Annotated in this window: 19 protein-coding genes and 1 tRNA gene; 12 read left to right on the forward strand and 8 right to left on the reverse strand. The window is 50.5% G+C overall.

The window, feature by feature from the left end:
- Positions 1 to 9: 9 nt before the first annotated feature.
- Complete coding sequence (locus C1A10_RS13320) at positions 10 to 1,050, forward strand: TRAP transporter substrate-binding protein (protein ID WP_101910720.1); 1,041 nt, start codon at positions 10 to 12, stop codon at positions 1,048 to 1,050.
- Between the two features lie 39 nt (positions 1,051 to 1,089).
- Here the strand turns inward: C1A10_RS13320 and C1A10_RS13325 are convergent, their stop codons facing one another.
- A complete protein-coding gene (locus C1A10_RS13325) occupies positions 1,090 to 3,342 on the reverse strand; it encodes a transglycosylase domain-containing protein (RefSeq protein ID WP_101910721.1) in 2,253 nt (750 codons plus the stop codon).
- Between the two features lie 194 nt (positions 3,343 to 3,536).
- Between C1A10_RS13325 and C1A10_RS13330 the strand changes: the two genes are divergently transcribed.
- The gene (locus tag C1A10_RS13330; RefSeq protein WP_101910722.1) at positions 3,537 to 3,875 is read left to right on the forward strand and encodes a BofC C-terminal domain-containing protein; all 339 of its coding nucleotides are present in this window, start codon (positions 3,537 to 3,539) and stop codon (positions 3,873 to 3,875) included.
- A 271-nt stretch (positions 3,876 to 4,146) separates the two neighbouring features.
- Here the strand turns inward: C1A10_RS13330 and C1A10_RS13335 are convergent, their stop codons facing one another.
- Positions 4,147 to 4,923: a type III pantothenate kinase gene (locus tag C1A10_RS13335; protein WP_101910723.1), complete on the reverse strand. Its 777-nt coding sequence runs from the start codon at positions 4,921 to 4,923 to the stop codon at positions 4,147 to 4,149.
- A gap of 211 nt (positions 4,924 to 5,134) precedes the next feature.
- Between C1A10_RS13335 and C1A10_RS13340 the strand changes: the two genes are divergently transcribed.
- A tRNA-Thr gene (locus tag C1A10_RS13340) sits at positions 5,135 to 5,210 on the forward strand.
- 120 nt (positions 5,211 to 5,330) lie between these two features.
- Here the strand turns inward: C1A10_RS13340 and C1A10_RS13345 are convergent.
- The 3 genes from C1A10_RS13345 to C1A10_RS13355 form a co-directional block, all read right to left on the reverse strand.
- On the reverse strand, positions 5,331 to 8,414 hold the full coding sequence (locus tag C1A10_RS13345) for an efflux RND transporter permease subunit (RefSeq protein ID WP_101910724.1): 3,084 nt from the start codon (positions 8,412 to 8,414) through the stop codon (positions 5,331 to 5,333).
- A 6-nt stretch (positions 8,415 to 8,420) separates the two neighbouring features.
- Positions 8,421 to 9,974 (reverse strand): efflux RND transporter periplasmic adaptor subunit, encoded by a 1,554-nt coding sequence (locus C1A10_RS13350; protein ID WP_242968931.1) that lies wholly within the window; start codon positions 9,972 to 9,974, stop codon positions 8,421 to 8,423.
- Between the two features lie 199 nt (positions 9,975 to 10,173).
- The gene (locus C1A10_RS13355; RefSeq protein ID WP_242968932.1) at positions 10,174 to 10,401 is read right to left on the reverse strand and encodes an HPr family phosphocarrier protein; all 228 of its coding nucleotides are present in this window, start codon (positions 10,399 to 10,401) and stop codon (positions 10,174 to 10,176) included.
- 277 nt (positions 10,402 to 10,678) lie between these two features.
- On the opposite strand from C1A10_RS13355, the gene hrcA reads away from it, so the two are divergent.
- From hrcA to C1A10_RS13400, 9 genes are all read left to right on the forward strand, one after another.
- Positions 10,679 to 11,710 carry a heat-inducible transcriptional repressor HrcA gene (gene hrcA, locus C1A10_RS13360; RefSeq protein WP_101910726.1) on the forward strand — a complete coding sequence of 344 codons (1,032 nt, stop codon included), beginning with the start codon at positions 10,679 to 10,681 and terminating at the stop codon, positions 11,708 to 11,710.
- Between the two features lie 36 nt (positions 11,711 to 11,746).
- Positions 11,747 to 12,388: a nucleotide exchange factor GrpE gene (gene grpE / locus C1A10_RS13365; RefSeq protein ID WP_242968933.1), complete on the forward strand. Its 642-nt coding sequence runs from the start codon at positions 11,747 to 11,749 to the stop codon at positions 12,386 to 12,388.
- Between the two features lie 58 nt (positions 12,389 to 12,446).
- Positions 12,447 to 14,291 (forward strand): molecular chaperone DnaK, encoded by a 1,845-nt coding sequence (gene dnaK / locus C1A10_RS13370; RefSeq protein WP_101910727.1) that lies wholly within the window; start codon positions 12,447 to 12,449, stop codon positions 14,289 to 14,291.
- An 89-nt stretch (positions 14,292 to 14,380) separates the two neighbouring features.
- Positions 14,381 to 15,538, forward strand: coding sequence for a molecular chaperone DnaJ (gene dnaJ, locus C1A10_RS13375; RefSeq protein ID WP_101910728.1), 1,158 nt, complete (start codon positions 14,381 to 14,383; stop codon positions 15,536 to 15,538).
- 121 nt (positions 15,539 to 15,659) lie between these two features.
- On the forward strand, positions 15,660 to 16,580 hold the full coding sequence (gene prmA / locus C1A10_RS13380; protein WP_101910729.1) for a 50S ribosomal protein L11 methyltransferase: 921 nt from the start codon (positions 15,660 to 15,662) through the stop codon (positions 16,578 to 16,580).
- Positions 16,581 to 16,593: 13 nt separating this feature from the next.
- Positions 16,594 to 17,319 carry a 16S rRNA (uracil(1498)-N(3))-methyltransferase gene (locus C1A10_RS13385; RefSeq protein WP_101910730.1) on the forward strand — a complete coding sequence of 242 codons (726 nt, stop codon included), beginning with the start codon at positions 16,594 to 16,596 and terminating at the stop codon, positions 17,317 to 17,319.
- A 44-nt stretch (positions 17,320 to 17,363) separates the two neighbouring features.
- On the forward strand, positions 17,364 to 18,191 hold the full coding sequence (locus C1A10_RS13390) for a M15 family metallopeptidase (protein ID WP_101910731.1): 828 nt from the start codon (positions 17,364 to 17,366) through the stop codon (positions 18,189 to 18,191).
- Positions 18,192 to 18,406: 215 nt separating this feature from the next.
- Complete coding sequence (locus tag C1A10_RS13395; RefSeq protein WP_101910732.1) at positions 18,407 to 19,735, forward strand: glycosyltransferase family 39 protein; 1,329 nt, start codon at positions 18,407 to 18,409, stop codon at positions 19,733 to 19,735.
- A 16-nt stretch (positions 19,736 to 19,751) separates the two neighbouring features.
- A complete protein-coding gene (locus C1A10_RS13400) occupies positions 19,752 to 20,318 on the forward strand; it encodes a zinc dependent phospholipase C family protein (protein ID WP_101910733.1) in 567 nt (188 codons plus the stop codon).
- Between the two features lie 52 nt (positions 20,319 to 20,370).
- On the opposite strand, the gene C1A10_RS13405 is transcribed toward C1A10_RS13400, so the two are convergent.
- From C1A10_RS13405 to C1A10_RS13415, 3 genes are all read right to left on the reverse strand, one after another.
- Entirely contained in the window at positions 20,371 to 21,099 is a 729-nt protein-coding gene (locus C1A10_RS13405) for an amino acid ABC transporter ATP-binding protein (RefSeq protein ID WP_101910734.1), read from the reverse strand.
- Positions 21,080 to 21,745, reverse strand: coding sequence for an amino acid ABC transporter permease (locus tag C1A10_RS13410; protein WP_101910735.1), 666 nt, complete (start codon positions 21,743 to 21,745; stop codon positions 21,080 to 21,082). The genes C1A10_RS13405 and C1A10_RS13410 overlap by 20 nt, the downstream gene beginning before the upstream one ends.
- 134 nt (positions 21,746 to 21,879) lie before the next feature.
- The gene (locus C1A10_RS13415) at positions 21,880 to 22,722 is read right to left on the reverse strand and encodes a transporter substrate-binding domain-containing protein (protein ID WP_101910736.1); all 843 of its coding nucleotides are present in this window, start codon (positions 22,720 to 22,722) and stop codon (positions 21,880 to 21,882) included.
- Between the last annotated feature and the right edge of the window lie 425 nt (positions 22,723 to 23,147).

The raw sequence follows: 23,147 nt of genomic DNA on the forward strand, positions 1-23,147 counted from the left end.
GGTGGATGCATGAAGGCTGTGAAACAAAAAGCGACGGCGATTATGATGAGCGGGTTGCTGATGTGCTCCTGCTCACCGGCAAAACCCAAGGATGAGGCGGCACCTGCGCCGGCAGGCAAAACGCTGGTGATGGAAGTGGACAGCGGGCTTGGAGCAGACGTTCTGTCCGAAAGCGGAGCATTCGCAAAACGGGTTGAAAAGCTGAGCGGGGGCGCGCTGAAAATTGATGTGAAAGAAGCAAAGACCGATACAGGCCGTCTCTCACAAGGCGGCTGCGATCTGGCGTTTCTTTCCAGTGCGCAGGCTGCCCGGGCCGACGATGTTTTCGCAATGCTATCGCTGCCGTTCCTTTATGATGATGCCTCGCATATGAGTCTGGCGCTGAATTCCGCGGAGATGGCAGGAATTTTGACAAGAAAACTTGCGCCCGGGGATCTGACCCCAATGGCGGCAATTTATAACGGAAGCCGCTATATTGTAACGGACAAAGGGCTGCTCAGAATACCGTCTGACTTTAAAAAATTAATTCTGGCGGCAGATGTCGGCCAAACCGGGAATGTAAATGTTTTTCAAATGTTTGGGACCGTTATTGCCGCTTCTTCGGCTCAGCCGGTGGTGAGTGCGTTTAACAGCAAGCAGGAAGTAAAGGATCAGAGCGGAAAGCTGATCGGCAGGGTTGACGCGGCGGAACTGACGCTTGAGCAGGTTTCGGAACTGCTTGCAGACCCTCAGGGCCTGTTTTTAATCCGAACCAGCCACGCAATTGCCCCGATATGGCTGCTTGCCAATGCGCAGACAGCCGCCCGGCTGAGCGACTATGAGCAGGCCGTTTTAAAAGAGGCGACGGCGGGCCTGATTGCAGAGATGGAAGAAGACTGGCGTGAAAAAGAGAGAGACCTGATTCAGCAGTTCAAGGCGGAAGGAATCACCATTGTAGATGCGGAACGGCCCGAATTCGCAGCCGCTGTGTATGACAGCAGCGACAGCGCGAAGATTCCCGCGTATTTTGACCGCCAAATATACCGTATTATTCAGCTGTTTGTTGATTGAATAAAGAAGGGGCGGAATCCCGGGATTCCGCCCCTTTTATCAGTCATCATTCGCGATAATCAAACCGCTCCTTGAGCGTCGTATCACTTTGCCGTTTTTATCCCTGTAAATGATTCCGTCGCTGTCCAAATCATCCAGATCGTCAATGTCGTCAAGATCCTTCGAATCTACGATACCGGAATGCAGAGAACACTCCGGAGGAATGTTGGTGGATTTATACCATCCGGTGAGTGTCTTGGTACAGCCGTCCACCGCCAGTTCGCCGCTTTCCGCACAGTAGGTCTTCTCCACTACATCGCCCCAGACAGGGAACTGCTTGACTTCCAGTCCTTCATGGAGATGCCCCATGACGGATTTATAAAGAAGCGGAGGCGGGTAGGGAAGACCGGTGTAGCGGATGGTTTGCGGTACACCGTCGTCGTTATCATATCCCATCCAGAAAGCACCGACATAATAAGGGGTAACACCTAAGAACCACTGGTCAATATCTTCGGAGGAGGTTCCCGTTTTACCGGCAACCGGCATCGCGGAGAACGGCGCGGCGGCACCGGTACCCATCGGGCCCCTGGTAACGCGCTGCATCAGCTTATTCACAATCGTGGCGGTTTCCGCCGATATGACACGGCGGGGGGTCGTATCCTTCTCCAGCACGACATCACCGTTTGCGTCAAGCACCTTGGTATAGGCGTAAGGCTTTGTAAAGTAGCCGCCGTTGCCATAGATCTGATAGGCGCCCGCCATTTCCATGACAGTGACGCCGTGCGTCATACCGCCAAGCGCCATTGACGACAGGTTGACATCGCCCACGACCTGTCCGTTAACGACTTCCCGTTCCACGAGGGAATCAAATCCGAGCTTATCCTTTAAGAAGTCGAAGGCACGGCGCGGAGTAACCATTTCAATGATTTTGACAGGAATGGTGTTAATGGATTTCTGGATCGCCGTGTCCACCGTGGACGGGCCGAGATAGCTTCCGTAATAGTTGGACGGCCATTTGGTTCCGTCGGGAAGGGTAATAGGGCTGTCTTCTATTACAGTAGAATAGGTAATCACATCGTTTTCGATTCCTTGCAGATAGGCGGCAATCGGTTTGATGGAGGACCCGCACTGGCGAAGCGCCTGCGTGGCGCGGTTAAAGGAACGGTCGTACTCCTTTTCACCGATTCCGCCCGCAAGAGCCAGCACACGGCCATTCAAATCGGTGATTACACAAGCGGACTGCGGATAGGTTTCATTGGATACCCGGGGGAAATTTGCGACATCGCTGTAAAATTCCTCCACATAGTTCTGCATTTTTTCATCCATTGTGGTATAAATGCGGTAGCCGCCGCTGTATAACTGCTGAGTAGCGTATTGTCTCGTAAATCCTTTTTCAGACTGCAGATCTGCAAGGACTTCTTCGATCACATGGTCAATAAAATAGTTTTGTGTGCTGTTGATCGCCTGATAAGCAACATCCTTTTGGAAAACCAGTTTTTCCGCGACGGCTTCGTCATACTCATCCTGCGTGATCATGCCTTGCTCCAGCATCTGGTAGAGGATATCTTCCTGTCTTTCTTTATTATATTCGGGATACGCAAACGGGTCATATTTTCCGGGGAACTGGGTAATGCCGATAATAGAAGCGGATTCAGCGAGTGTGAGTTCGCTGACATCCTTGCCAAAATAGGTATTGGCGGCTGCCTGTACGCCATAACAGCTGTTGGAATAATAAACGGTATTCAGATAGGCTTCCAGGATCTGCTCTTTGGAATAGTGCTTTTCAAGGTTGAGCGCGCGGAAAATTTCCTGTACCTTTCGCTCAATACGAAAGGCATCGTCACCGGTGATATTTTTGATCAGCTGCTGGGTGATGGTGGAACCGCCGGCCTGTGTAGGATAGATAGGGACAAACAGATTGACGAAAGCACCGGTGGTGCGCTTCCAGTCCACGCCGTGGTGCTGCCAGAAACGCTTGTCTTCAATTGCAATCAATGCATCTACCATATGTTCCGGAATCTGATCGTACGGAACCCAAATGCGGTTCTGCTCATAATGCAGACGCTTAAGTTCGTAAGGCTCACCGGTCGCAGGGTCGTCCGCATACAGGATGGTTGTATAGTTCAGTTTCAGGTCAGTCAGGTTGATTTGTTCGTCAGAATTAATGTAACGCAGGACATAGACGGTCAATACCGCAGCTACGATACAGCCGGTAATGATGCCGACCATAATCAGCGCAGCAAGCACACGGCCGATATTGGCAAACGTGTCTTTTACGGCGCTGCCGGCAGTTCGTTTTTTATGAGATCCCATTGGATAGAATCCTCCTTGTCTAACAGAAAAAAGGTAAAAGGCGCAAAACTCTGAATTTTACATATCTTATAGTATACCACATACTCTATTTAAAGTGTTAGGAATTTTTAAACGATTTTTTTGCTTTGCATATTTTGCCTTTTCAATGCCCAAAATACTGTAAAAGACTCACCGCGATTAAAGAGGTGTTATCCATGCGTAATGCTATTTTGCTCATATTGGTTGGAATTATCGTCGTTTCGCTCATCACCATCGGCGCGGCATACGCGCTTCCGCAGGAGGTTCCTATTGAGTTGGTGCCGTCCAGCATGCCTGAGCCGCCGGCCTCAGAGAATACTTCCGGTTACCCTTATCTGCTGCGCACTTATGAGGGAAAGCTTGCGGTCTTTACCACCGACCTGGTGGAACCGGATATGGTATTTGATGTATATGTGCGCACTCTTCCCGCAGCAGATCAGAAAGCACTGGAAAAAGGGGTGCGGGTTGAAACGTATGAGGAATTGACTGCTCTGATTGAAGATTACATCAGTTGATCAGGCCATGTAACCTTTTTGTCATTTTTGTCTTGCGTTTGTTACCGGATTGTAATGGATTTGTAATCTAAAAAGGAGGACTTTTGGTTTTCTTCCCGTTATAATATAGTCATGGTTCAGATAGTTCAAACCAATCCCTCCTTAAAAATCAGTTTAAAATCGTGGGGTCTGATCAGCCCCGCAACTCTCCAATGATTTAGGCGGCTGTTTTAACAGCCGCTTTTATTCTGTATAAAAAAGCCGCTGCCAGATAGCAGCGGCCTACTGAAATTCAGTGGTTCTCCTGATATCGATCATAGATAATCCGAAGACCGTCGAGCACCAAGGAACGGTCAATGGTTTCAAAAACGTCCGATGCGTCATCAATCAGCCTTGCCAGACCGCCTGTTGCGATTATGCGGGCACTGGCTCCCAGTTCATTTTGTATCAGGCTGATGATATGGGTAACCGCCCCCACGTAGCCGTTTACGATTCCGGATTGCAGGCTTACAATGGTATTGCGCCCGATTACCCGTTCCGGACGCACCAGCTCGACTCTTGGAAGCTTGGCCGTTTTGTTGAACAGTGCGTCCATGGAAATTTTAATGCCGGGATAGATGGCGCCGCCGAGATATTCCCCATTTTTGCCGATTGCGTCAAATGTGGTTGCGGTTCCAAAATCGACGACAATCAGCGGTCCGCCGTATTTATGATGCGCTCCGATACTTGCCACCAGGCGGTCTGCTCCGACGTCGCCGGGGTTATCATAGAGATTGATGATATCCAGATCAATGTTGTCTCCGACTACCAGCGGCACTTTATTGTAAAAGTATTTTTTGATTGCATTCGTAACCGAATACATTACCTGCGGCACAACGGAAGCGATGATAATGTCGTCAATATCTGTCCGGTCAATGTGGTTGTTGAGAAAAAACTGACTCGCAAAGAGCCCCACCTCATCCGAAGTAATATCCCGATTGGTTCCGAGCCGAAATGATGCCATGATTTCCGAGCCTTTGAATACGCCGAATTCCATATTGGTGTTACCGATATCGATGGCCAAAAGCATTGCGGCACCTCCTAGTCTGTTAAACTTTTGCCGGACTTTCTATATTTTACTTCTCATCGCACGCCGCGTCAACAAAAAAGTTATGATGAAAAAAGGATATTGACGTTTCGCTCTGCCGGTGCTATACTATTTAAGCAACTGAAACGGCGGGGCTGGAATCGTGTCAGAATATCCGGGTTTTTGTTGATCATGCATTCATGTTATATCGCCTGCTTGTATGGCTCAGTTGGTAGAGCAGCGCATTCGTAATGCGCAGGTCGTCGGTTCGAGTCCGACTACAAGCTCCAGAAAAAAGATACAGCCTTAGGCTGTATCTTTTTTTGCGTCTTTATTCGATAAAGTAGATTTACGCTTTCACAAGCTAAATAAAAATGCCCGCTGCGTGCGGGCATTTTTTCATGAATCGATTAACGGAATTCTTCGGGGAGAGGGGTCTCAGAGCTGGTTTGCTGCTGTTCACGCTGGTTTCTTCTGAACAAGGAGCGCCTGCCTGTTGTGTGCCCCTTTCTGCGGCGGTCTTCGCCGTCAAACAGCAGGTAAACGGTAGGAACAAGCACAAGCGTGATCAGCGTGGAGACGCTGAGCCCCCCGATGACGACAACCGACATCGACTGCATCATTTCCACATCGCCGCCGATTCCCAAAGCAGTCGGCATCAGTCCGAGGATCGTTGTCAGTGTGGTCATAAGAATCGGGCGCAGACGGGTTTTGCCGGAGAAGATCAAAGCCTCGCGGGCCGTCATACCCTGATCGTGCCGCAATATGTTGGTATAGTCGATGAGCACGATGGCATTGTTGACCACAATACCTACCAGCATGATCAAACCGATAAGAGAAGTCATGCTGATGGACTGACCGGTAAGCAGAAGTCCCAGGAATGCACCGGTCATGGCGAAGGGAACGGAAAGCATGACCACAAGTGAAAACCGCATCGACTCAAACTGCATTGCCATCACAACAAATACAAGGAAAATTGCAATCGCAAGTGCGTTAAAGATCTTGCTGAATTCGTCGTTCATCGTCTGCATGTTTCCACCGGCGGCAATCTCGACGCCGTCCGGAAGGGACAGCTGCTGCACGCTTACCATGATCTGGTTGGAAAGCTGGGTGGCGGATGCGCCTACAACGGTGGTGCCTGTGATCGAAACCTGATAATCCCCGTCGCTTCTCCTGATTTGAGCAGGGCTGTTGTTATAAACAATCGAGGCCACATCCGTCAGCGGAACGTGCCCGCCGGATTTGGTTTTAATCATGAGGCCGGAAAGGTCGCTGACATCGTCAAAGCGGTCCTCGGGATACATGACCATGACGGAATACTCCTCATCACTTTCCTGGAGGGACATTGCATTGATGCCGGATATCATGTTTTTGACGGTGCTGACCACTGCCGACGGGGTTGTGCCAATGGCGGCAGCCTCAACCGGGTCCACCACGATTTCCGCGCGCGGGCTTCCGTCCGACAGGCTGGTGGTTGCCGATTGAATCCCGTCAAAGCCGGCCATCAGATCTTTGATCTGATTGGCAACCTCTCCCAGTGTGGTAAGGTTCGAACCTGTCACATTGATCTGCACACCGGACGATCCGAAAGACATGCTGCGCCTCTGGCTGACATCAATGCTGCAGTTTTCAATATTGGCGGTCTCTTTTCTCATCAGGGAGACGAAATCGTCCGTGCTTATGGAGCGGCCTTCCTTCAGATAAGCGGTAATTGTTGCAGATCCATTGCTTCCGCGCATAGAATAGCTTTCAATATCATCCTGCTCGGATACGATTTTTTCGATCTGTTTCATGATGCTGTCGGTCTCCTCGATATTCAGGCCGGTCTTTGTTGTCACTGTAATACTGACAGAGCCCTCGTCTGAGGATGGCATTAATTCCATATCAATCCGCGTGTACATGAGCACGGTTCCTGCAAGGATGCAAATTGCGATGATAATGACGGTAAATTTATGATTCAGCGCCGAACCGAGAAACCGGGAATAGACAGTCTCCAGTTTATGCAGGAATCTGTTAATCAGCGACTGCTCTTTTTCAACCGGCTTAAACTGCACAAAAAGCAGAGGGACCATCGTCAGGGCAGAAATCAGGGAAGCGGTCATGGAAAAGACGATGGTAAAACCGACTTCTTTAAACAGTTGCCCGGCCATGCCGTCCATCAGGGCGATCGGCAGGAAGACGACGATTGTTGTGATGGTGGAAGCAATGACCGAACCGTTGACGAGATTCGCGCCTTCTATTGCGGACTGCTCAAAGGTTCGGATTTCATTTCGCGCCCTAAAGCAGCTGTCGAGCACGACGATGGAGTTATCCACCATCATACCGATGCCGACCACAAGCCCGCCCAGGGACATAATGTTGAGCGTCATACCGAAAGCGCTCATGAGCACCAGGGCGGCAAAGACCGATAACGGCATGGAAGTGGCGACAATCAGAGCCGCGCGCCAGTCTCCGAGGAACAGAAGCAGCACCAGCATGGACAGGCAAAGCCCCTGTATGAGCGTGGAAACGACGTTCATAATGTTTTCGTAGATTGTTTCTCCGCTGTTGTCGGTAATGGTGACAGCGAGGCCGAGACCCGCCTGATTGAGCTCGTCAACCTTTTCTTTGATTTCGTTGCAGATTTTTACCGTATTTACGCTTTGATTCTTGGAGACGGAAATGCTGATATTTTCCATGCCGTTATAGCGGCTGATGGAGGAGCTTTCTTTTTGCGCCATACTGACATCGGCAACATCGGAAACGTGAATGATATCGCCGGAATCAAGGGAAATCGGAATACTGACCAAATCCTCATATTGATCATAGTTTACGCCGCCCTGCAGCGTGAGGGAAATGTCGCCGCGTTTGATGTCACCCGCGGTTGTGGTGAAGTTTGCGGAAGAAATGGCATTGGCGACGTCGTTCATTGTCAGCCCATATTGCTCCATGTTTTCTTCATTGAGCTCCACCTTGACATATTCCTGCTTGCCGCCGCGCATATCAACGGAGGATACGCCGTTGATCCGTTCCAGCTCGGGAACAATGGTATTTTCAATATAGGAGTAGATGTTGTTGTTGGATTCAGCCTGTATGGACAGCGTCATGATGGAGGAAGAGTCCATCTTCATTTCCATAATGGTCGGGTCGTCGGCGGAATCCGGCAGATTCAGACGAGTAAGGGCTTCGTTGATGTCGTCATATTTTTCGTCCATATCCACGTTGTAGCCAAATTCCAGCGTCGTCCTCGACGAACCTTCCGAGGAAGTGGAGGTCATGGATTCGACATCGCTGATCGAGGAGAGCGCCGATTCGACCACATCGGTAATAAGTTCGTCCACTTCCTCGGGGCTTGCGCCTTCGTAGCGGGTCATAATCATGAAGACAGGCATGGACATTTCAGGCGTGGATTCCATCTCCATCCCGAAGATGGAGGAAATTCCAAACACCAGAAGCATCAGCACGCACATCAGAACCGATACAGGGCGCTTAACGGCTAATTTAGGCAATGTCATGTTTCATTAACCCTCCTGTGATCTTTTCTTGGAGGGTGCCAGGGAGGAATCGGCGGAGGGCTCCGCAGAAGAGGAGGACTGCTGATCGGAACTCTGTTCCGCGCCCGAAAGAACAACCTCGGCGCCGTCTTTCAGGTCCGGATGCCATGTGGTGATGATTTGGCTGTCAGTGGTTACGCCGGAAGCCGCAACGACATATTCCGTATTGGACATGCCGGTTTCAATATCCGTACGATGCGCTTTGCCGTCGGCATAGGTGAAGACATAGGCCTGCCCGTCGTCATAGTAGACACAGCTGACCGGAACCAGGACGGCATCTTCCGCTTTCGCGGTTGCAGCGGTTACTTTCACCGAGATGCCGGTGAGCAGGGTGCCGTCGTCATCCTGCACCTGCGCCTCAATCGGAAACAGGCCGGAAACGGAATCCGCCTTGGAATCGATGGAGGTAATCACAGCGGTATACTCCCTGTCACTCTTGGTAAGGGTAATCGAGTCTCCAGTCGAAAGCGCGACAGCGGCGTCGGCTGTTGCGTTGAATTTCACGGACATATCATTCTTGTTGGAGATCGTGTAGGCAGCGGTATTTGTACCGGCAGTCTCATAGAGCGTAATGGATTTGGACTCAATCACACCGTCGATGGGGGAATAGATTTTATACTTTTCCAGTTCGGACGAGCTTTTTTCCAAAGTCAGGCCGGCCGATTTCAAGCTTGCGTCGGTGGAGGCTTTGGTGTCGTCCAGAGAACCGCCGGCAATCAGATTATAATTTTTGAGCGCGGTTTCATAACTGGTCTGGGCGTTTTTATAAGAATTGCGCAGATCGCGGGCCTCCGAGTCCTCGTCGTCTTCAAGGTCCTTAACAGCGCTGTGCGCCAGAGAATATTGCTGTTCGGCTGCTTTCCAGGCTTTATACAGGTCCGATTTTTCATCATTGTCCGTGCCGGCGTAGTCATTATAGGCAAGTTCTGCGTCTTTCATTGCCTGTTCAGCTTTATCTTCCGACTTCTGCGCGGAAATCAGGCTGTCGTCATAGCCGTCGTTGTAATCTCTGAGCTTCAGACGGGCGTTGTTTAAACTCTGCTGAGCGGAATCCAGCGTGCTTTTCGCGGAATTCAGTTTCGAATCATAGCCGCTTCCAAGTGTAGTATCCGCGCTGATGACCTTTTCGTCATAGCTTGCCTGGGCAATCTGGTAGGCCAACTGCGCATCGGTATCATCAATTTCAAAAAGGAGATCCCCTTTATGTACGGTGTCGCCGGCTTCAAAGTGGACCGTACTCACCTTTCCGCTGACTTCCGGATAGACATTGACGCTTTCCGCGGGTTCCATTTTACCGATAAATTCGGTGTTGCGGGTCAGACTGCCTGTTGTGGGGTTTTGCAGCTTCACAGTGATAACACTTTTGGACATCTTGACATCGCCCATGTTCCCGCCGCTTCTTCCACCGGAACCGCCTCCTCCGGGTCCTGCCGCAAACACCATGGTCGACACAGCCACAGTGCCTGCCAGGAGGAGAACTATGCCGGATGTCAATTTTTTTCTGTCTAAGGATCGTTTCATTTTCGATTCTCCAATCTCCAACATGAATATTTGTCATTTTATGAGGATAAAACTGATTATTTTCTCTATTATATATACCGGACGAATGTGGGGGGAAGCTAAAATAAATATGAACAAACTGTGTGTTTTCTGTGAAGTATTGGGAATTTGTGCCAAAAAGTAAAAAAGACGGGGCATCGCCCCGCCTTACGACTATCGGTTATTCTTTTACGCTCCATTTGGAAAGCTGTTTGACAAAATGGCTGTCCTCCGTAACAACTTTGACCGGTTTGGAATAATCCAGAGACATCAGCCCTAAGACGGACTTTGCATCTGCAATTTTACCGTCGGCGGTATGTACGCCGATCTCTTCGGAGGACTGCATGGCAAGGAACATGAACTGGCGGAGATCTTCCGCGGATTTGAGCATAACTTCATGAATCAACATGATAAATAGCCTCCTCTAAACATTTCATTTTGGATTCTGATTGCTGTATCTTTATTAAACAACATTTTTTCCCAAAAGTCAATATAAATAGTTTAATTCAATGAAGATTGTGCATAATGCTCAATACTAGCACTCTCATATATCGAGTGCTAAAAAATGTGTAAACATTTCATGAATTGTATTGACTTCTGAAAAATCTGTGGTACATTATAGATGTTAGCAATCATGGAGAAAGAGTGCTAAGGAGCTGTTGCATGAACTCGGGGTGAGGGAAAACATGAATCTGGACTCCAGAAAATTGAAGATTTTGACCGCGATCGTTGAGATTTACATTGAAACGGGGGAACCGGTCAGCTCTAAAATGCTGAATCAGAGGCTTGATCTGAGTGTGTCCCCCGCAACGATCCGCAACGATATGTCGGCGCTGTTCGACTTGGGCCTTTTGGAACAGCCGCATACTTCTGCGGGGCGCGTCCCGTCCCATCTGGGGTATCGCATTTACGTCGATCAGCTGATGCGTCCGAAGCCTATCAGTGAGGAGGAACGCAGGCAGATCGACGCGCTGTTTAATGTGCGGGATCCGGACCCGGACCGCCTGCTGGAGGATGCCGCGGAAGCGCTTGCGGATTTTACCAACTGTGCGACGGTATCCACCACCATCACGCCGAAAAGCGTGCTGGTGAAACGGATTGAAATTGTTCCCGCGGGAATCCGGACGGTCGTGATTCTGCTGATTGCCACCAATGGGGTGATCAAAAATCGGGTTTGCCGTGTGGATTTCAGGGTAACGGGCGAAATCCTGGAATTCCTGAACCAGTTTACCAACGGACGGCTGGTGGGAAAATCGGTCAATGAGATTTCTCAGCGGTATATTAATGCGATTGCGGTGACGCTGGGGGATTATTCCCAGCTGTTTACGCCGGTGCTCGCTGCGGTTTATGACCTGTGCAGGGAAGTCAACGAGGGGCAGTTTTATGCGTCCGGAGGCGAAAACCTGCTGGGTTATAGGGAGTTTGGCGATATCGCGCGGGAGCTGCTTCAGACCATGCATGACAAGGATCAGATTCTGGGTTTGATCGGCTCCAAAAAAGACGCGGTGTTTATTACCATCGGTAAAGAAAATACCAAGAGTGAGCTTACCGATACTTCGGTGGTTGTGACAAAATATCGGATCGGGGCTCAGAATGAGGGGGCCATCGGGGTGATTGGTCCTGTACGCATGGATTATGCCAAACTGATTCCCCACTTGGAATATTTTTCTAGGACTTTGGGGAAATTGCTGGCTGAGACTTTTGAGCAGCAGGAGTAGTGCAGACTGAAAATACGAGTTAAGGTGGCGAATGGATTGTCCAACGAAAATAAGCAGGAGTGCCCGGATAAGAAAGACATCGGGCAGGAGGCGCAAGCCCCGGAGGAAAACCCGGGAACCCACCCGCAGGATACGACGGAACAGGAAGGTGCGGAAAACCCGGAACAGCAGGCTCAAACTCCGGAAACTCCCGAAGACGGCTGCCGGGAAGAAAGCCGGAAGGCCGAAGAGACAACGAAAACACAGGAGGAGCTTTTGCTGGAAAAGATAGACAGCCTGAATGATCAGCTGCTGCGGACGGTTGCGGAATATGATAATTTCCGCAAGCGGAGTCAGCGGGAAAAGGAAGCGATTTATCCCCAGGCAGTTGCCAAAACTGTGGAAAAGTTTATTCCGATTATTGATACTGTGGAGCGCGCACTCGCTGTTGAATGCAGTGATGCCGAATTTATAAAGGGCATCGAAATGATTTTGCAGAATTTTAAGGATGTCTTGCAGAAACTGGGTGTTGAGGAATTCGGCAAGGCCGGCGAACAGTTTGATCCGGAAAAACACAATGCAGTCATGCACGTGGAGGATGAACAACACGAAGCAAACACCATTGTTGCCGTTTTCCAGAAGGGCTATCAATTAGGTGATAAGATTATCAGGCATGCCATGGTTCAGGTCGCAAACTGAACACATATGATCGAATTAGCGTTCAAGAAATCACTGTTATTATTGGAGGAATGAATTTATGGGTAAAATTATTGGTATCGACTTAGGTACAACAAATAGCTGTGTTGCCGTCATGGAAGGCGGCGAGGCGGTTGTCATCGCCAATGCGGAAGGCGCCAGAACAACCCCGTCCGTCGTGGCATTTGCAAAAACCGGCGAGCGTATGGTGGGCCAGGTGGCCAAACGTCAGGCGATCACGAATCCGGAAAGAACAATCGCTTCCATTAAACGCCACATGGGCAGCGACTTCAAAGTCTCCATTGACGGGAAAAACTATACCCCGCAGGAGATTTCCGCAATGGTTCTGCAGAAGCTGAAAGCCGACGCGGAAGCGTACCTCGGCGAAAAGGTGACCGAAGCGGTCATCACCGTCCCGGCTTACTTCTCCGACAGCCAGAGGCAGGCTACCAAGGACGCGGGACGCATTGCCGGTCTGGAAGTAAAGCGTATTATCAATGAGCCGACTGCTGCCGCGCTCGCTTACGGTATTGATAAAGAGCATGAGCAGAAGATTATGGTTTACGACCTCGGCGGCGGTACATTCGATGTATCCATCATCGAAATGGGCGATGGCGTGCAGGAGGTGCTTGCCACCAACGGAAATACACGCCTCGGCGGCGATGATTTTGACCAGCGTGTCATTGATTATCTTGCTGATGAGTTCAAGAAGTCAAACGGAATTGACCTGCGCGGCGACAAAATGGCGATGCAGCGTTTGAAGGAAGCAGCCGAGAAAGCGAAAATCGAGCTTTCCGGCATGACAACCGCCAATGTCAACCTGCCGTTTATTACCGCGGACGCAACGGGGCCGAAGCATCTCGACGTCACCATTACCCGCGCGAAGTTCAATGAGCTGACAGCCGACCTGGTTGAAAAAACCATGGAGCCGGTCCGCAAAGCAATGGCGGACTCGGGCCTGAAGGTTTCCGATCTGGATAAAATCCTGCTGGTGGGCGGTTCCACCCGTATCCCTGCCGTTCAGGATGCGGTCAAGGCGTTCTGCGGCAAGGACCCGTTCAAAGGCATCAATCCTGACGAATGTGTTGCGGTGGGCGCGGCGATTCAGGGCGGCGTCCTTGGCGGCGATGTCAAGGGCCTGCTGCTGCTTGACGTAACCCCGCTCTCTCTGGGCCTTGAAACCCTCGGCGGCGTCTGCACCAAAATTATTGAGCGCAACACCACGATTCCGACCAAGAAATCTCAGATCTTTTCCACTGCCGCGGACGGGCAGACCTCTGTTGAAATCAACATCCTGCAGGGCGAGCGTGAAATGGCCCGCGACAACAAGCAGCTTGGTACGTTCCGTCTGGATGGGATTCCGGCGGCTCCCCGCGGTGTGCCTCAGATTGAAGTAACGTTCGATATCGATGCCAACGGCATTGTGCATGTTACCGCGAAAGACCTTGGCACCGGCAAGGAGCAGAATGTCACCATTACCTCTTCCACCAACATGTCTAAAGACGATGTGGAAAAAGCGGTTCGCGATGCCGAGGCGTTTGCTGCCGAGGATAAAAAACGCCGCGAGGAGATCGACGTGCGCAACGGCGCCGACCAGATGGTCTATCAGTGTGAAAAGACCATGGGCGATCTCGGCGACAAGATTTCCGCTGATGAAAAAGCAAAGGTGCAGGGGAAACTGGACGCTTTGAAAGAAGCGCTGAAGGGAACCGATGTCGATGCGATCAAGGCAAAACAGGAAGAACTTCAGAAAGATTTCTACGAAATGAGCGCAAAGATGTACCAAAACGCGCAGGGAACTCAGGGCGCGCAGCAGAATCCCGAAGATAACGCGGGCGGAACAGCCGGCGGCGCGGATTATGTGGACGCGGATTATAAAGAGGTTGACGAGGACGACAAAAAATAATACAATAACAAAATGAGTATTAAGGCGGGGGTGGTTCTCCCGCCTTAATACGGCGTGAAAGTTAACGGCTGTAAACAGGGGTGAGACATTTGGCTGACAAACGGGATTATTACGAAGTGCTGGGCGTGTCGAAGGATGCGTCCGCCGACGATTTAAAAAGAGCGTATCGCAAGCTGGCAAAGCAGTACCACCCCGACATGAACCCCGGGGACAAGACCGCCGAGGCAAAGTTCAAGGAGGTCAATGAGGCTTACGAGGTACTTAACGACCCGGCGAAGCGCCAGCGGTATGACCAATTCGGCCATGCAGGTATTGACCCGTCTTATGGGGCGGGCGGCGGTGGTTTCGGCGGGGCGGGCGGTTTCGGCGGATTTGACGTCGGTGATATTTTTGAGAGCTTTTTCGGCGGCGGTTTCGGAGGCTTCGGCGGCAGCAACCGCACGAGAAACCCGAATGCCCCCATCAGAGGCAACGATATCAATGTGACCATCGGGCTTTCCTTTATGGAAGCGGCCAAGGGCTGTAAGCAGAAGATTCAGATACAGCGTCTTGAGCAGTGCGAAACCTGCGGCGGTACCGGCGCGAAAAAGGGCACAAGCCCGGAAACGTGTTCTGAATGCGGTGGTACCGGCCAGGTGAAGGTGCAGCAGCGTACGCCGATCGGCATCATTCAGACGACGCGCACCTGCACACGCTGCAACGGCAAGGGAAAGGTCATTAAGGAGCCATGCTCCTCCTGCCGCGGCATGGGCCGTGTGCGCCATAGCAGGACGCTGGAGGTTTCCGTTCCGGCGGGGATCGACGACGGGCAGACCTTTATGCTGCGCGGGCAGGGTGATCAGGGAATCAACGGAGGCCCCGCCGGCGATGTGAATATTATGGTGACCCTGCGTCCCGACGAACTGTTCGAGCGGGACGGATTCGATGTTTGGTGCGATATCCCCATTACTTTTTCTCAGGCGGTTTTGGGAGACGAAATCACGGTTCCGACCATTGACGGCAAAGTGAAATATGAGGTGCCCGAGGGAACGCAGTCCGGAACGGTCTTCCGCCTGCGCAATAAGGGGATTCAGTATGTGAACGGCCGCGGGCGCGGTGACCAGTATGTGAAGGTGAACATTGAAGTCCCCAGAAATCTGTCCTCCAAACAGAAGGATGTTCTGAAGGATTTTGAAAAACTCTCCAGTGATAAAAATTATGAAAAGCGTAAAACCTTTTTCGATCGTCTCAAAGATGCAATGAAATAACAATTTTTTAAAACCACCCTTTTGAAAAGGGTGGTTTTGTATTATAATAATGCCTGTGACAATGAAAAAATGCAGTAATCGTGACTGTTTTTGACACAGCTGTAATATGAAGGAGATTGAAATGCAGTATAGCGAAGTGAAAATCAAGGTTGCCACCGAACATTTGGAAACGGCTTCCGCAATTGCCAATATGGTGGTGCCGTATGGAATTTATATCGAGGACTACAGTGACATTGAGGAGCTGGCCCCGCAGATTGCCCACGTGGACTTGATTGAACAGGAGCTTCTGGAGCGCGACCGGTCGCATGGCCTGATTCATATTTATATTTCTCCCGAAGAAAACCCCAATGAGGCGGTTTCCTACATTCGGGAGCGGCTCGAGTCGGAGGGGATTCCCTATACCATTGAGTCCGGCAGCATTGACGAGGAGGACTGGGCGACCGCGTGGAAAAAATACTATTATCCAACCAAAGTCGGCAAGCGTTTGGTGGTATGCCCCTCGTGGGAGACTTATTCGCCGGCTGCGGATGAGATTGTGATGGTGATGGACCCGGGCATGGCCTTCGGGACCGGCACCCACGACACGACACGCCTGTGCATGCAGTTGGTGGAGGACTATGTGACGCCCGATACGACGCAGCTTGATATTGGAACCGGCAGCGGCATTCTCGCGGTGGCGGCGCTGCTGCTGGGGGCAAAATCTGCGGTTGGCGTGGATATTGACGAAGTTGCAGTCCGGGTTGCCAGGGAAAATGCCGCCGCAAACGGTGTTGACACAAAAGTCACTTTCCACGCAGGGGATCTGACCGAAAAGGTCAGCGGCAGGTTCCTGCTTGTAACCGCGAATATCGTGGCCGATGTCATCATCCGCCTGATTCCGGATTTGGAACAGTTCCTGCTGCCGGACGGCGTGTTTATCGCATCCGGAATTATCGACACGCGGGAGCAGGATGTGCTGGATGCCCTGACGAAAGCGGGTTACCGCCTTGTACGCCGGGAAGAATCCGGCGGATGGGTGGCGCTGGCGGTTCAGAGAAACTAGACGGAGGACGGGTATGCCAAGATTTTTTACGGGAGAAGTACATGACGGTCTGGCCGTCATTACCGGAGAAGACGCGCGGCACATGGCGTTGGCGCTTCGGATGAAAACAGGCGAACTGGTGACCGTCTGCGACAGCACCGGCAGCGACTATCAGTGCCGCATTACGGATATCCACCCCGAGCAGGTGCGGCTCTGTGTTGAAGCCGTGGAGTCCTCAAAAGGGGAGCCTGATGTGGAAATTACGCTGTATCAGGCACTGCCGAAGGGCGACAAGCTGGAAACCATCATTCAGAAAACGGTGGAACTGGGCGTCAGCCGGATTGTCCCGGTGCTCACCAACCGGTGCATTTCCCGCCCTGATGAAAAAACCGCGAAAAAAAAGCTGGAACGGTATCACAGGATTTCGCTCGAGGCGGCAAAGCAATGCGGCAGAGGCCGGATACCGGAGGTGGAAAGCCTGATTGACTTTAAAACGGCTGTCGAACGCATGAAAAGGGACAGTCTGGCAATCCTATTTTATGAAAATGCCCAGAACTCCCTGAAAAGGACGCTTGCAGAGCGCTTGGGGAAAAGTGTTTCTATTCTGGTGGGGAGCGAGGGAGGATTCGAACCGTCCGAAGCTGCGCACGCTGCCCAAAGCGGCCTGCTGTCCCTGTCTCTGGGAAACCGTATCCTGCGCTGTGAAACCGCTCCTCTTGCGGCTGTCACTGCGATTTTGTATGAGGCGGGAGAACTGTAAAAAGATGATCAAATCATGAAGCAGAAAGATGGGTACTGTCATATATGAGTATTAAGTATGGATTTATCGCGGTCGCGGCTGTTGCCTTAACCGCTACCGCCGCTGTGTTGGTGCAAAAAAATGTAAACTGGCAGGATATACTAACCGCGAGATCTCTGCCCGAAACATCGCAGTCCGTGCAGGAAAGCCCTTCGGAGGCATTTTCATCCGAATTAGCTTCTGTGCCGGATAAAGAGTTCTCTGCCGGCGGGGAGTCGCAGACATCCGGACAGTCTGAAACAGAAGAGGCGTCGAAGACTCCGGTGCAGACAGAGGAGGAATGGCAGTTGATTCTGGTAAACTCCGACCATGCGATTGATCAGAGTTTCAAGCCTGAGCTTTCCGAGGTGCAGAACGGTTATCTGATGGATAAGCGGGTTGTTGGCAACGCACAGCGCATGATTCAGGACGCCAGGGAGCAAGGGGTCGAATTACTGGTCTGTTCGGGCTATCGGAGCTATGAGTCGCAGCAGCAGCATTTTGACAGCAGTGTGCAGAGCCTGAAAAATTCGGGTTATACGGAAGCTGCGGCAATTGCGTCGACCCAGCAGCTGATTGCGCGCCCCGGGACCAGCGAACATCAGACCGGCCTTGCACTTGATATCGTAACCCCCTCCTATCAGGGGCTGGATGACGGTTATGCGGAGACCGACGCGGCAAAATGGCTGTTGAAGCATGCCGCCGAATACGGGTTTATTCTGCGCTATCCGAAGGACAAGGAAGAAATCACAAAAATCAGTTTTGAACCCTGGCATTACCGCTATGTGGGCAAACAAGCAGCCACGGAAATTATGGAAGAGGGCATCTGTCTGGAAGAATATTTTGAAAAATAGAGCAGGGCTGTTCGAGTGCGCTGCTGTATAAAATAGACAATTTGGACAATTGGAATGTTTTTCAAGATTCGTCCATTGCATATTTTAAATGAAAATTTTTGAAATTTTCCGCATTTTTCTAATTTTTAGTACAAAAAGAAAAGAATTGTGCTATGATTATTTTATTCGGGATGTGGAAAGGAACTCTGTGTCCTGGATTACTGGAGTTTTATTACTTGAAGAAGGATCGCTTTATTACCGAACGATTTCAGATTGGACGCAGGCAGATACACTGGTTTCTGTTTGCCGTCACCGCTTCGGCGCTGCTGGTACGTCTGATGGTTGCTTACGCCACCGTCCATCATTATGATTTAAACTATTATGTAAACTGGTCGGCCGGAGTGAATCAGAATCTATTTGGAGCATATAACAGAATAGAAAGTTTGGATTATCCGCCTCTGTTCCTGTTTCCGCTGTTTATCACGGGAAAGCTGATGACACTTCCGCTGGTCGGCGAAATACAGGGGCTGCAGATGCTGGTGCTGAAGGGCTGGCAGATTTTATTCGATACTGCCACCATTCCGCTGATTTACGCGGTTCTGCACCGCGAAAGCAGACTGCTCGCCGCCGCGGGAGCGGCGCTGTGGGCGGTGAATCCCACCGTCATTGTGAATTCCTCGTATTGGGGACAGACGGACAGCATCATGCTCTTTTTGCTGGCGCTTTCCTTTTGGCTGTTGAACGAACGCAGGCCGGTGGTTTCCGGGATTGTCATGACGCTTGCCTGCCTCATGAAGTTTCAGTCGCTTTATTTTGCTCCGATTTTCGCGCTGTTTTTACTGACAAAATTTTCCCCCAAACGGATTGCGATGACCATTGGAGCGGGGGCTGTGACCGGCCTGACGGTATTCATGCCGTTTATGGCGCACAGCGGCTGGAAGCTTCCGTTTGAGATTTATCTGGGCGGATTTGCGCAGTATCAGGACGCGAGTCTCAATGCATTCAACTATTTCACCGCCTGTGGATTGAATATGAAGCACAGCAGCGGATTGCTGCTGGGAGGAATCTCGGCCGACATGGTTTCGGCGGCTGTTATGGTACTAAGCGTTGTGATGCTCAGTTTTCTGTATTTTACCGCTACGGAAAAAAGCCCGTGGCTGCTCTGTTTCCTGTTTATCCAGACGATTTTTATGTTTACGACCCGCATGCATGAGCGTTATCAGATTCCCGCCGTTTTGTTTTCGCTTCTCGCATGCCTGCACCACCGCAGCAGGGAACTCTTCGTCAGTTATCTTGCTGTTACCGCAGTGACCTTTCTCAATCATTTTCTGGTCCTGGAATATGTCCTTTCCGGCAAGGCAATGCCCGGATTTTTTGAAGTCATCTGCGTGCTGATGTCCTATGTAAACCTGTTTGTATATATGATGACGGTTTATCACACTGTGCGGCTGCTCTACCGCTACGGACATTTTCACTTTGCGGGTGCCTTCAAATGTGTGCTGCCGGAGAGATGGCGGAAATATGTTCCCGATTATAAAAACAGGCAAAGCAGCCATAAGCTATAAGATAAGGGTGAACTGAATGAATGTTTTTGCGCACATCACGATGGGAAGATATCTTTACTCCTACTTTAAAAAGAACCTGAATCTGGAGCTGGATAAGGCGACTTTTGTCCGATGGAACTTTTTACCTGACATTGCGCCAAGCCTGCTGAAACTCTCCCATTTCAAAAAAGATATTTATGACCTTGTGATGGATAAAGCGGAATATCTGGCAAGAGAGGGAGAATCCATGAGTATCCGGGAATACAGCAAACAGCTGGGTATCCTCTGCCACTTTATGTCGGATTTCTTCTGCTATGCGCACGCGGAATATTTTGAAGGCAGTAAAATTGAGCATCTGAAATATGAACTGAAAATGCAGTTTTACGGGTATCGCAGGCGGGGTATGCTGCACGCGGTTGACCTGATTTCCAATGCCGCGGAAATTGACCGCTCTCTTGCTCTGTATGAACAGATTAACCTGCTGCACGATCAATACAGGCAGATGGAGCCGTCCTATGGAGTGGACTTTATCTATTCGATGACGGCCTGTGTTGATTTGGTAATGGATATGATGCCAAAGCCTGCCGCTGTCTCGATATCTTAAAAAAGAAAAAGGGTTCCGGATGTTCAAAATCCGGAACCCTTTTTGAATCTGTTTACAGAACCTGATTTAAAAAGTTAATCGTACGCTGCTCTTTCGGGGAGCTGAAGATCTGCTCAGGGGTTCCCTGTTCCACAATGACCCCGGCGTCCATAAAGATAACGCGGTCCGCGACCTCACGGGCAAAGCCCATTTCGTGGGTAACGACTACCATCGTCATTCCGGCATCCGCCAGCTGGCGCATAACCGCCAGAACCTCGCCGACCATTTCAGGGTCCAGCGCGGAGGTCGGCTCATCAAACAGCATGATATCCGGCTCCATAGCCAGCGCCCTTGCGATGGCTACACGCTGCTGCTGCCCGCCGGACAGCTGGGCCGGATAGGCGTCCGCCTTATCGGCCAAGCCTACGCGTATCAAAAGCTCGGAGGCCTTTTTCGCTGCCGCAGCCTTGTCCATCTTTTTGCGGTCAAGAGGTGCCATCATAATATTTTTCTGAACGGTCAGGTGCGGGAACAGATTAAACTGCTGAAACACCATTCCGATATTTTCCCGAATTTTATTGATGTCGGAAGCCTTGTCGGTAAGCACAAACCCATCTACCATGACCTCGCCGGAAGTGGGTTCCTCCAGCTTGTTCAGGCAGCGCAGGAAGGTACTTTTGCCGGAGCCGGAGGGCCCGATCATGCAGACGACCTCGCCGTCTTTTACATCCAGGTCGATTCCGCAAAGCACGTCCAGCTTTCCGAAGCTTTTATGTAAATTCCTAACACTTACCTTTGCCATACGAAATCTTCCTTTCGATCAGTTTGGAAATCCTTGAAAGGATGGTGATGGTCACCAAATAATAGAGCGCTGTAATCGACCATATTTTGAACGACTCGAAGTTGACCGCGACAATCAGTTTGCCGGTCTGGGTCAGTTCGCGCAGGCCGACTACCGAAATGATAGAGGTATCTTTCAGGGTGATGATAAACTGGTTGACCATCGACGGAATAACAATCTTAACTGCCTGCGGCAGAACCACTTTCGCCATCGCGTGGGAATAGGGGAGCCCAAGGCTGCGGGCGGCTTCCATCTGTCCGGGATTGACCGCTTCGATACCGCCGCGGAAAATCTCCGAGAGATATGCGCCTGCATTGAGCGAAAGCGTAATGATTCCCGCCGTATCCGCGCTCATGCGGATGTTGAGCAGCTGCGTCATTCCAAAATAGATAAAGAATACCTGCACCAGCACAGGCGTCCCGCGGATAATATCAATATAAACCTGCGAAATAAAATTCAAAATCCTGCTGCGGGAGATCTGGAACAAACAAGAGATCAACCCAAGGACGGTCGCAAAGACCAGCGAAAAAAGAGTGATTTTGATTGTGATGCCCCAGCCAACCAGGAATCGGGGAAAAGTCGATACAAGCAATTCAAAAAAGGCCACAGAGACCGCCCTTTCTCCAGCGACGAAATGGAACTGTATCCGCCATCCTCAGCCGCTGGATGATGAACGGACAATTACGCATCCGAACAGGCTGTCCGGATGCGTAATTTCATGCTGTTTAGATTCAATTATACTTATTTTGCAATGTATGTGTCAAGGATTTCTTGATATTTACCGTTATCTTTCAAATTTTTTAATCCATCATTAAACATTTTGAGCAGTTCGGCATTTTCTCCCTTGGAAACAGCAAACCCATAAGAGGAGCCCTGTTCCTTTTCTGTGACGATTTTCAGGCCGTTGCCCTGTGTAACGCCATAGCCGAGTACCGGATAGTCTTCAAAGCACGCAACGGAATTGCCGGCTTTCACGTCTTCATACATGTTTGCGGAGTCGTCAAAGGTTGTGGTAGTGAAGCCATACTGGTCTTTGATGGACTCTGCGAAGGTTGCGCCTTCGGTTCCGACCTTGATGGCAACGTTTTTACCCTTCAGATCATCATAAGATTTGATGGTCTCATCGGTGGCGGCAATGCCCATTACCACGCCGGAATCAAAGTAAGGCTCTGAAAAATCGAATTTCTGTTTGCGCTCGTCCGTGATGCTCATGCCGGCGATGACGCCGTCGCACTGTTTGGCTTCCAGCGCGGTGACTGCGGCGCTGAAACCGAGCGACTGCACTTCATACTTGAAGCCCTGGTCTTCCGCGATGGCGGCAAGCAGGTCCATATCGATTCCGATTTTTTTGCCGGAAGCATCTTCAAATTCAAACGGTGCGAACGTCGTGTCTGTGGCAATGAGATAGGTTTTGTCAGAACCGGCGGCAGAGGATGTGTCGGCGGCCGCTTCGGAAGAAGCAGCCTCAGACGAAGCCGCTTCGGAAGACGACGCAGGGGTTTCGTTTTTCGTGCCGCATGCAGCGATGGAAGCGGACATTGCAAGTGCCAGTGAGAGAGCCAGAAGTTTGTTTATTCTTTTCATTGTTTTTCCTCCTATTGTATAAGCTCGTTTTGTGTAGGTCTGCGTGCAGGAAAACACGAAAAATCCTGCAAACAGATTTGTAAATAATGCCCATTATCTGGAATCAGATATTTTATATTGTAGCAGGAAACAAGGCGTTTTGTCAATCCCTGCGCGTATCCGAAAAGGGCGGATCTGACAGTGAAAATATGAGCGAAACTTTTAAAAAAGTGCAACTGATGAAGGCGGCGGATGCAAGCAGAGTGCCGCTATCAGGCAGATTGGCTGTTTTAGGGGAAACTTGTACTTTCTTGTCGAAACTGTTATCCGGCTGCAAGATAAATCGTGATAATATTCAAAACCAATTTAAAAAAACGATAAAAAATAGAGATTCTGTAAATTCGGACTAAAAAGAATGCTTCTAAAATAAGGACGACTGTATGCTG

This window comes from Marasmitruncus massiliensis, from assembly GCF_900186535.1.
Classification (GTDB): domain Bacteria; phylum Bacillota; class Clostridia; order Oscillospirales; family Ruminococcaceae; genus Anaerotruncus; species Anaerotruncus massiliensis_A.

Bases quoted from the DNA above. Each gene is read 5' to 3' on its own strand.
- C1A10_RS13335 (WP_101910723.1), bottom strand. From the start codon at position 4,923: ATGCTTTTGGCCATCGATATCGGTAACACCAATATGGAATTCGGCGTA.
- C1A10_RS13330 (WP_101910722.1), top strand. From the start codon at position 3,537: ATGCGTAATGCTATTTTGCTCATATTGGTTGGAATTATCGTCGTTTCG.
- C1A10_RS13390 (WP_101910731.1), top strand. From the start codon at position 17,364: ATGAGTATTAAGTATGGATTTATCGCGGTCGCGGCTGTTGCCTTAACC.
- C1A10_RS13415 (WP_101910736.1), bottom strand. From the start codon at position 22,722: ATGAAAAGAATAAACAAACTTCTGGCTCTCTCACTGGCACTTGCAATG.
- hrcA (WP_101910726.1), top strand. From the start codon at position 10,679: ATGAATCTGGACTCCAGAAAATTGAAGATTTTGACCGCGATCGTTGAG.
- C1A10_RS13345 (WP_101910724.1), bottom strand. From the start codon at position 8,414: ATGACATTGCCTAAATTAGCCGTTAAGCGCCCTGTATCGGTTCTGATG.
- C1A10_RS13350 (WP_242968931.1), bottom strand. From the start codon at position 9,974: ATGAAACGATCCTTAGACAGAAAAAAATTGACATCCGGCATAGTTCTC.
- C1A10_RS13400 (WP_101910733.1), top strand. From the start codon at position 19,752: ATGAATGTTTTTGCGCACATCACGATGGGAAGATATCTTTACTCCTAC.
- C1A10_RS13385 (WP_101910730.1), top strand. From the start codon at position 16,594: ATGCCAAGATTTTTTACGGGAGAAGTACATGACGGTCTGGCCGTCATT.
- C1A10_RS13320 (WP_101910720.1), top strand. From the start codon at position 10: ATGAAGGCTGTGAAACAAAAAGCGACGGCGATTATGATGAGCGGGTTG.
- C1A10_RS13325 (WP_101910721.1), bottom strand. From the start codon at position 3,342: ATGGGATCTCATAAAAAACGAACTGCCGGCAGCGCCGTAAAAGACACG.
- dnaK (WP_101910727.1), top strand. From the start codon at position 12,447: ATGGGTAAAATTATTGGTATCGACTTAGGTACAACAAATAGCTGTGTT.
- C1A10_RS13405 (WP_101910734.1), bottom strand. From the start codon at position 21,099: ATGGCAAAGGTAAGTGTTAGGAATTTACATAAAAGCTTCGGAAAGCTG.
- prmA (WP_101910729.1), top strand. From the start codon at position 15,660: ATGCAGTATAGCGAAGTGAAAATCAAGGTTGCCACCGAACATTTGGAA.
- C1A10_RS13355 (WP_242968932.1), bottom strand. From the start codon at position 10,401: ATGTTGATTCATGAAGTTATGCTCAAATCCGCGGAAGATCTCCGCCAG.